This window comes from Flavobacterium weaverense, assembly GCF_003688495.1.
Classification (GTDB): domain Bacteria; phylum Bacteroidota; class Bacteroidia; order Flavobacteriales; family Flavobacteriaceae; genus Flavobacterium; species Flavobacterium weaverense.
In genome coordinates, this window is record NZ_REFH01000009.1 from 713,038 (window position 1) to 720,142 (window position 7,105).

Annotated in this window: 4 protein-coding genes and 1 rRNA gene; 2 read left to right on the forward strand and 3 right to left on the reverse strand. The window is 31.0% G+C overall.

The features are described 5' to 3' along the window. Window positions 1-10: 10 nt before the first annotated feature. Window positions 11-1,204, reverse strand: a complete 1,194-nt coding sequence (gene sucC, locus BC961_RS09805) for an ADP-forming succinate--CoA ligase subunit beta (protein WP_121925660.1) — start codon at window positions 1,202-1,204, stop codon at window positions 11-13. A gap of 417 nt (window positions 1,205-1,621) precedes the next feature. On the opposite strand from sucC, the gene lysA reads away from it, so the two are divergent. After that, window positions 1,622-2,842 (forward strand): diaminopimelate decarboxylase, encoded by a 1,221-nt coding sequence (lysA, locus tag BC961_RS09810; RefSeq protein ID WP_121925661.1) that lies wholly within the window; start codon window positions 1,622-1,624, stop codon window positions 2,840-2,842. A 453-nt stretch (window positions 2,843-3,295) separates the two neighbouring features. Here lysA and pafA read toward each other — a convergent pair whose 3' ends face one another. Beyond that, complete coding sequence (gene pafA / locus BC961_RS09815) at window positions 3,296-4,909, reverse strand: alkaline phosphatase PafA (RefSeq protein ID WP_121925662.1); 1,614 nt, start codon at window positions 4,907-4,909, stop codon at window positions 3,296-3,298. Between the two features lie 299 nt (window positions 4,910-5,208). Here pafA and BC961_RS09820 point away from each other — a divergent pair, with 299 nt between their 5' ends. Further along, complete coding sequence (locus BC961_RS09820; protein ID WP_121925663.1) at window positions 5,209-6,126, forward strand: DUF6268 family outer membrane beta-barrel protein; 918 nt, start codon at window positions 5,209-5,211, stop codon at window positions 6,124-6,126. A gap of 902 nt (window positions 6,127-7,028) precedes the next feature. Here the strand turns inward: BC961_RS09820 and rrf are convergent. Further along, window positions 7,029-7,105, reverse strand: a 5S ribosomal RNA gene (gene rrf, locus BC961_RS14985); the annotation flags it as partial.

The following is a 7,105-nucleotide window of genomic DNA, read 5'->3' on the forward strand; positions in this document are numbered from 1 at the left end:
AGTTAAGTAATTAAGAAAGTGCAGCTTTAACTTGGTCTGCAGCTTCTTGGAATTCCACAGCAGATAAAATAGGCATTCCTGAATTATCAATTAATTCTTTTGCAATAGCAGCATTAGTACCTTGTAAACGAACAATAATTGGCACTTTTATAGCGTCACCCATGTTTTTGTAAGCATCAACAACACCTTGAGCTACACGGTCACAACGAACGATACCTCCAAAAATATTAATCAAAATTGCTTTTACATTAGGATCTTTTAAGATAATACGGAAAGCAGTTTCAACACGCTTTGCATCAGCAGTTCCACCTACGTCAAGAAAGTTTGCAGGCTCAAAACCAGCATACTTGATTAAATCCATAGTTGCCATTGCTAAACCAGCTCCGTTCACCATACATCCTACAGTACCATCAAGATCTACATAGTTTAATCCTACCTCTTTAGCTTCAACTTCGATTGGATTCTCCTCACGAATGTCGCGCATTTCAGCATATTTAGTTTGTCTGTATAAAGCATTATCATCGATATTTACTTTAGCATCTACAGCCATTATTTTATTGTCAGATGTTTTTAACACTGGGTTAATTTCAAACATCGAAGCATCAGATCCAATATAAGCATTATACAAAGAATCGATAAATTTCACCATTTCTTTGAAAGCATTTCCAGAAAGACCTAAGTTAAAAGCAATTCTTCTAGCTTGAAAACCTTGCAGTCCAACAGAAGGATCAATTTCCTCAGTAAAGATTAAATGTGGTGTGTGCTCAGCAACTTCTTCAATATCCATTCCACCTTCAGTAGAATACATAATCATGTTACGTCCAGTAGCTCTGTTTAATAATACAGAAACATAAAACTCAGAAGTTTCACTTTCACCAGGATAGTAAACATCTTCTGCGATTAATACTGTACTTACTTTTTTACCTTCAGCCGAAGTCTGAGGTGTAACTAATTGCATTCCGATAATTTGTCCTGCAATTTCTTCTACTTGTTGTAAGTTTTTGGCAAGTTTTACTCCTCCACCTTTTCCACGTCCACCTGCATGAACTTGGGCTTTTACAACATACCAACTTGTACCTGTTTCAGTAGTTAATTGTTTTGCAGCTTCTACAGCTTCTGCTGCGCTATTTGCAATGATTCCGCGTTGAATGCGAACTCCGTAGCTTGCTAAAATCTCTTTTCCTTGATATTCGTGTATGTTCATAATATAGAATTTGTCTGGCTTCTGAATTTCTTTCAGAATAAAAGTGCGACAAAAATAGCAAAATTCATCTGAATAGAGAAATGTTTTGATACTAAAAAAAAGATAATAGCTTCCTATCTAAGAAGGAAGTGGTAAATTGTAGTTTTAAAATTATTTACAAGTTTAAAATTCACTTTTAAAGTAGGGTGTACCAACTATTAAATTTTGACTAAAATTAAAAATACTTCGCTGCACTACTACATAAATAACATCACTAGACTGCCGACTCTAAAATTTTCTAAATTACTCTCGAAAAAATTAAATACAGATTTTAAAAATAATGTTTAATTTAAAACTTTTTGTTATATTTTTTTCAAAATCATTTATTAACTTGTACGACTAAATAAAGAGTAATAAATTTGCCAAAAATTAACGACCATGCAATCAAAAGACTTAGTTCATCTAGCAGAACAATACGGTAGTCCATTATACGTATACGACGCCGAAAAAATAAAATCTCAATACAACAGATTATCTAAAGCTTTTTCGAAAGTAAATAAGCTACGCATCAACTACGCTATGAAAGCGCTTTCAAATGTGGCTATTCTTCAATTATTACGAGAAATGGGATCAGGTCTTGACACTGTCTCTATTCAAGAGGTAATGTTAGGACTCCATGCAGGTTACGAGCCAGATAAAATATTCTATACTCCTAATGGAGTTTCATTAGAAGAAATTGAGGAAGTAAATGCTATGGGTGTCCAAATCAATATTGATAACTTATCGATATTGGAACAATTTGGAACAAAATATCCAAATGTACCTGTTTGCATCCGAATAAATCCTCACGTAATGGCTGGAGGTAATGCAAATATTTCCGTTGGACATATTGATAGTAAATTTGGTATTTCAGTTCATCAATTACCGCACTTAGTTCGAATCGTTGAAAACACGAAAATGAACATCGTAGGAATACACATGCACACCGGATCTGACATACTTGATATCGAAGTGTTTTTATACGCAGCAGAAATATTGTTTGATGCAGCTAAAAGTTTTAAAAATCTTGAATTCTTAGATTTTGGAAGTGGTTTTAAAGTGCCGTATAAAAAAGATGATATTGAAACTGATATTGAAGAACTAGGTAAAAAATTATCAAAAAGATTTAATGCTTTCTGTACAGAATATGGTAAAGAGCTAACATTGATATTTGAACCAGGAAAATTTTTAGTAAGTGAAGCAGGATTCTTTTTAGCAAAAGTAAATGTAGTGAAGCAAACTACTTCGACGGTATTTGCTGGAATTGACAGCGGTTTTAACCACCTAATTAGACCAATGTTATATGGTTCGCAACATCACATCGAAAACATATCAAATCCGAAAGGAAAAGAGCGTTTTTACTCTGTTGTAGGATACATTTGTGAGACTGATACTTTCGCTAATAACAGAAGAATTTCAGAGATAAAAGAAGGAGACATATTATGCTTTAGAAATGCAGGTGCTTACTGTTTTTCAATGGCTTCCAACTACAATTCGCGCTACAAGCCAGCAGAAGTTTTGTGGATGAATGGAGAGGGACATTTAATTAGAGCGCACGAAACTTTTGAGGACTTAATGAAAAATCAGATACCATTACCAACTGCAATAAACGCAGAATAGATAATAAAAAAAAATGTTAATAAAAACGGGACTAAAGTAAATTTAGTCCCGTTTTTTTGATGAAGGAAAATTTAAAAAAATAAAACTATAGCTTTCTCTTACTTTCAATTGAAAACCTTGATTAAAATAAATTTCTAGCGATTTTCTAATTACAATCTTCTTTACTATTTTTTACCTTTTATCGAATAAGCTAAAGACCGTAGAGGATAATGCATATACTCTCTATTCTTTTCAAAGTATTTCAGTACTGAGACAGTTATAATGCGGAACAGCAATCTACAAAAAACTAGTTTGCAACATTCTGATTTGAATTACTTTTATCATTATGCAAGCTAGCTTTACATTTAAATGATTGTATCGATATGTAAATTATCTTTTATTTGAACACAGTTTTAACAAAAAAAAAAGGCTATATCAAAATTGATACAGCCTTGTAGAAAGAAAATAAATTGACTATTTATTTAAAACTTCTTCTAGTACATTCGATTCAGTACCATTTGGGAAAGAAATTTTAATTTTTTGAGAAATTGTAGGTGCAATTGAAGTTATTTCTTCTTTAGAAAAGGACTCTCCAGCCTTAATATTCCAACCATAAAATATTGCAGGGACATGCGTATCATAAGAGTATGGTGTTCCGTGTGAGGTTCCAAGTAAAGCATGTTCTGAATAACCTGTTTTTTCAAGTAAAACTAAATCTCCATTTTGAGTAGGATCATATCCCTTGAAAATAAAATTCAAAAAGTAATCAGCACCAGTTGAAGATAGAATTTCCTCTTCAGTGTAAACACGTTTTATATAATCTTGTGTCATTAAATAATCCTTAAAGGACTGTTTTACTTTCATAAGATCTAATCCTTTACTTTTAATTACTTCCTTATTAAAAAATAAATTAAAGTTTGAATAATTTAAAACTAAATCAGCACCAAATGTTTTAGTCGAAAATTCAGTTAAGCTCTTTCGAATATTTTTAGCACCAATGTAATCAACTGCATATTTATTGTCTTTTAAGTATCCAACATTTTCAGCACCTGCATGATCAGCGGTTAAAAACAGCAAATAATTATCTTTACCAACCGTTTTATCTAAATAAGTTAAAAAGTCAGCAATAGTCTGATCTAAACGCAAGTAAGTATCTTGTAATTCCATAGAACGTGGTCCAAGTAAATGACCAACATAGTCAGTGCTAGAAAAGCTTACAGTTAAAAAATCCGTAATATCATCTTTACCTAATTCTTCTCTAACAATTGCTTCCTTAGCAAACTCAGCCAAAAGATCATTCCCAAATGGAGTTGAGCGAATTACTCCAGCACCATTTTTATCATACATATTTTTAAGATTGTAAGGCATAGTTGGAGTTTCACTTCCATAAAGCTTACCTTCATATGGATTGTTATCAGCCATACTTTCATTATAAGTAGAGGCAGGTTTATATAAATCCCATGCTTTATTTAAATAAGGCATAAACTTTTTTTCATCATTAAACTTAGTTACCCACTTAGGTAATTCTTTTCCGTAAAAAGAACTAGAGATAAAAGCTCCTGTGCCACTAAACCAAAATGCCCAATCAGCAAAATGTCCTGCTGGTAATATAGCTCCTCGATCTTTCATGCTCATACCAATGACTTTACCTTTAAAATTAGTCGCCATTTTTAGTTCATCTGTAACAGTAGTTGCTTGCAAATTTAGCGGTGACATTGCGCCTTCTTCTTTTGTGCCGTTTCCTAGTGTCGACACACTTGCATCATCCGTACAGTACATTTGTTTACCTGAACTACGATTAAACCATCCATTACCTACTATACCGTGAACTGAAGGAGTCGCACCTGTATAAATACTGGCGTGTCCAGGAGCTGTGTAAGTCGGCATGTAATTATAATGCATGTTATGAAAAGTATAACCATTATCCATCAATCTTTTAAATCCATTTGCGGAGAAGTCATCTGAAAAGCGATATAAATATTCCGTTTTCATTTGATCAACTACAATACCTACCACCAATTTGGGACGCTGCTGTGCTTGTAAATTAACAGACAAAACAAATACCAAAAACAAAACAATCTTTTTCATATTGTGATTTTATAATTTAAACAAAAATACAAATTAAAGTTCAACTAAACTCTCTACAAAACAAGTAGAAATTCCTTTTAGTATATTAATATCTTCTATATCATTCTTTCTGATAAAATAATAATTTTTAATAGATACTCTATTAATCTGAAATCCTAAATACTATATTATTAATGTTAAAAAAGTGTAAATACTGCCTTTCAAACAAATGATTACCTGTCTAAAAATAAAACCATAATCGATTTTTCAATCAATTCTAAAAGTTATTATCTTTTAAGAAAAAAAGCTATATTTATACCATGCTAAAAAAATTACTAGGTTTGATAATTGCATTACTTCCAATGATAAGTAGTGCTCAAGAATATGTCGATGTTATAACTGTTAATTACTCTAAAACTGGAGATACAAAATTTAAAAACATTGATGAAAGTACTTCCATATCAATATTTGATTCGAAAGTTATATTGCCAATTGTGATAAATACTAAAACAGCAATTATTACAGGATTTGATTTTAGTATTAAGAAACTGCAGTTATTTCCAAAAGAAGAAAACACAAATCTGTATTACACCAGACTTAAATTAGGCTTGACTACGGAGCACTCTGATAAATGGACAGGAACATATGTTTTACTTCCAGTAATCTCATCTGATTACAAAAATTTAAATTCTAAAGATGTTTATATGGGAGGAATTGCTTTTTGGACTTATAAAAAGCGTAAAACCCTTAATTACAAATTTGGAGTTTACACTGGCACCGAAGCTTTTGGATATTTTATTACACCTTTGATTGGAATGTATTACTTGAGTCCAAATTCAAAATTTGAAGTCACTGCGTTGATGCCAGGAATTTTTGACGCTAATTTGGCTTTGTCAGAAAACTTTAAAGTAGGAATTGATTATAAAGGAATTTCTGAAACATTTAAACTACATGACAATAACCATCCTTCCACCTATGCTGAAAATAGCACTCTAGAGTTTTCAACTTACGTAGAAAATAATTCTTTCTTAAAAAATTTACTTTTGAGATTAAAAGTTGGTTATTCAGCAAACAGTTATGAAGTATATAACGTTTCTGATAAAATTGATTTATCTCTAACTCCAATAAAATTTGGTAATAACAGAACAAAATTAAATAATAATTTAAATAGCAGTGTTTTACTAAAAGCCGAAGCTCTCTACCGTTTTGATATTCCAGCTAATAGAGAGAAAAAATAAAGCTTCAAGTCACCATTTAGGTGCTGAACTGTACTATTTATTTCGGTTACAATATTAGCTTATCTTCTAATCTTCAAGAAAAAGTTTAATAAATAGCATTAATAATATACAGAGACGATTAATTCATTAGAGGTAATAATGATTGTAGTGAACTTAAATAATTTCGATAGTAATCTTTACTACTTACTTTTTTGTCAAACAAAGAATTTCCTACATTAGTACTCATCGATTTGATGTTGATATCATTCAAATTTCAAATATCAATATATTATAAAGCTTATATATCTCTTGTAACTTTAAAGATAGCATTTCGTAATAAAACGAACCTTATGAAAAGCTTTTAATTATTTACCAATGCATTTTAGGTTTAAAAATAAGAAGAGTTGAACCTATAATTTGACTGAAAAAAAAAAATTGTCAAGATAGTAGTACCAGTGTAAAATATTAAAATTACAGTCGTTAAATACCTAATCCAGTAAAAGGAGTCACTTAATAAATACTAATAAGTTCTTAGAAAAAGTACTTAACTCTTCTAAATGAAAAGCTAGATATGAAATTATCAATTTAGTATTACAGTTTCCGATTTCGATATAAGATAAGTTGCTGCACCAATCCTTAAAGATTTGATTAGAAAAAACTAATTCATTAGAATCGTATATATCGGATAATTCATGACACGTTTCAAAGAAGTATTTTACAACTATTTATCACAAACCTAAGACCATTGAATTTAAAATAAACACTTAAGTAATTTACCGCATAGAAAATTCAAATAAAAAACCTTGACTCACAAGAATCAAGGTTTCGAATAAATTTTAATGGTAAGGGTTGAATTAAATATAATTTCCCAACTTTTTATATAACAAAAAACCCTATTCAAATATATGAATAGGGTTTTTAAAGAAAGGCGACGACATACTCTCCCACATAACTGCAGTACCATCTGCGCAGGCGGGCTTAACTACTCTGTTCGGGAAGG

Bases quoted from the DNA above. Each gene is read 5' to 3' on its own strand.
- sucC (WP_121925660.1), bottom strand. From the start codon at position 1,204: ATGAACATACACGAATATCAAGGAAAAGAGATTTTAGCAAGCTACGGA.
- lysA (WP_121925661.1), top strand. From the start codon at position 1,622: ATGCAATCAAAAGACTTAGTTCATCTAGCAGAACAATACGGTAGTCCA.
- pafA (WP_121925662.1), bottom strand. From the start codon at position 4,909: ATGAAAAAGATTGTTTTGTTTTTGGTATTTGTTTTGTCTGTTAATTTA.
- BC961_RS09820 (WP_121925663.1), top strand. From the start codon at position 5,209: ATGCTAAAAAAATTACTAGGTTTGATAATTGCATTACTTCCAATGATA.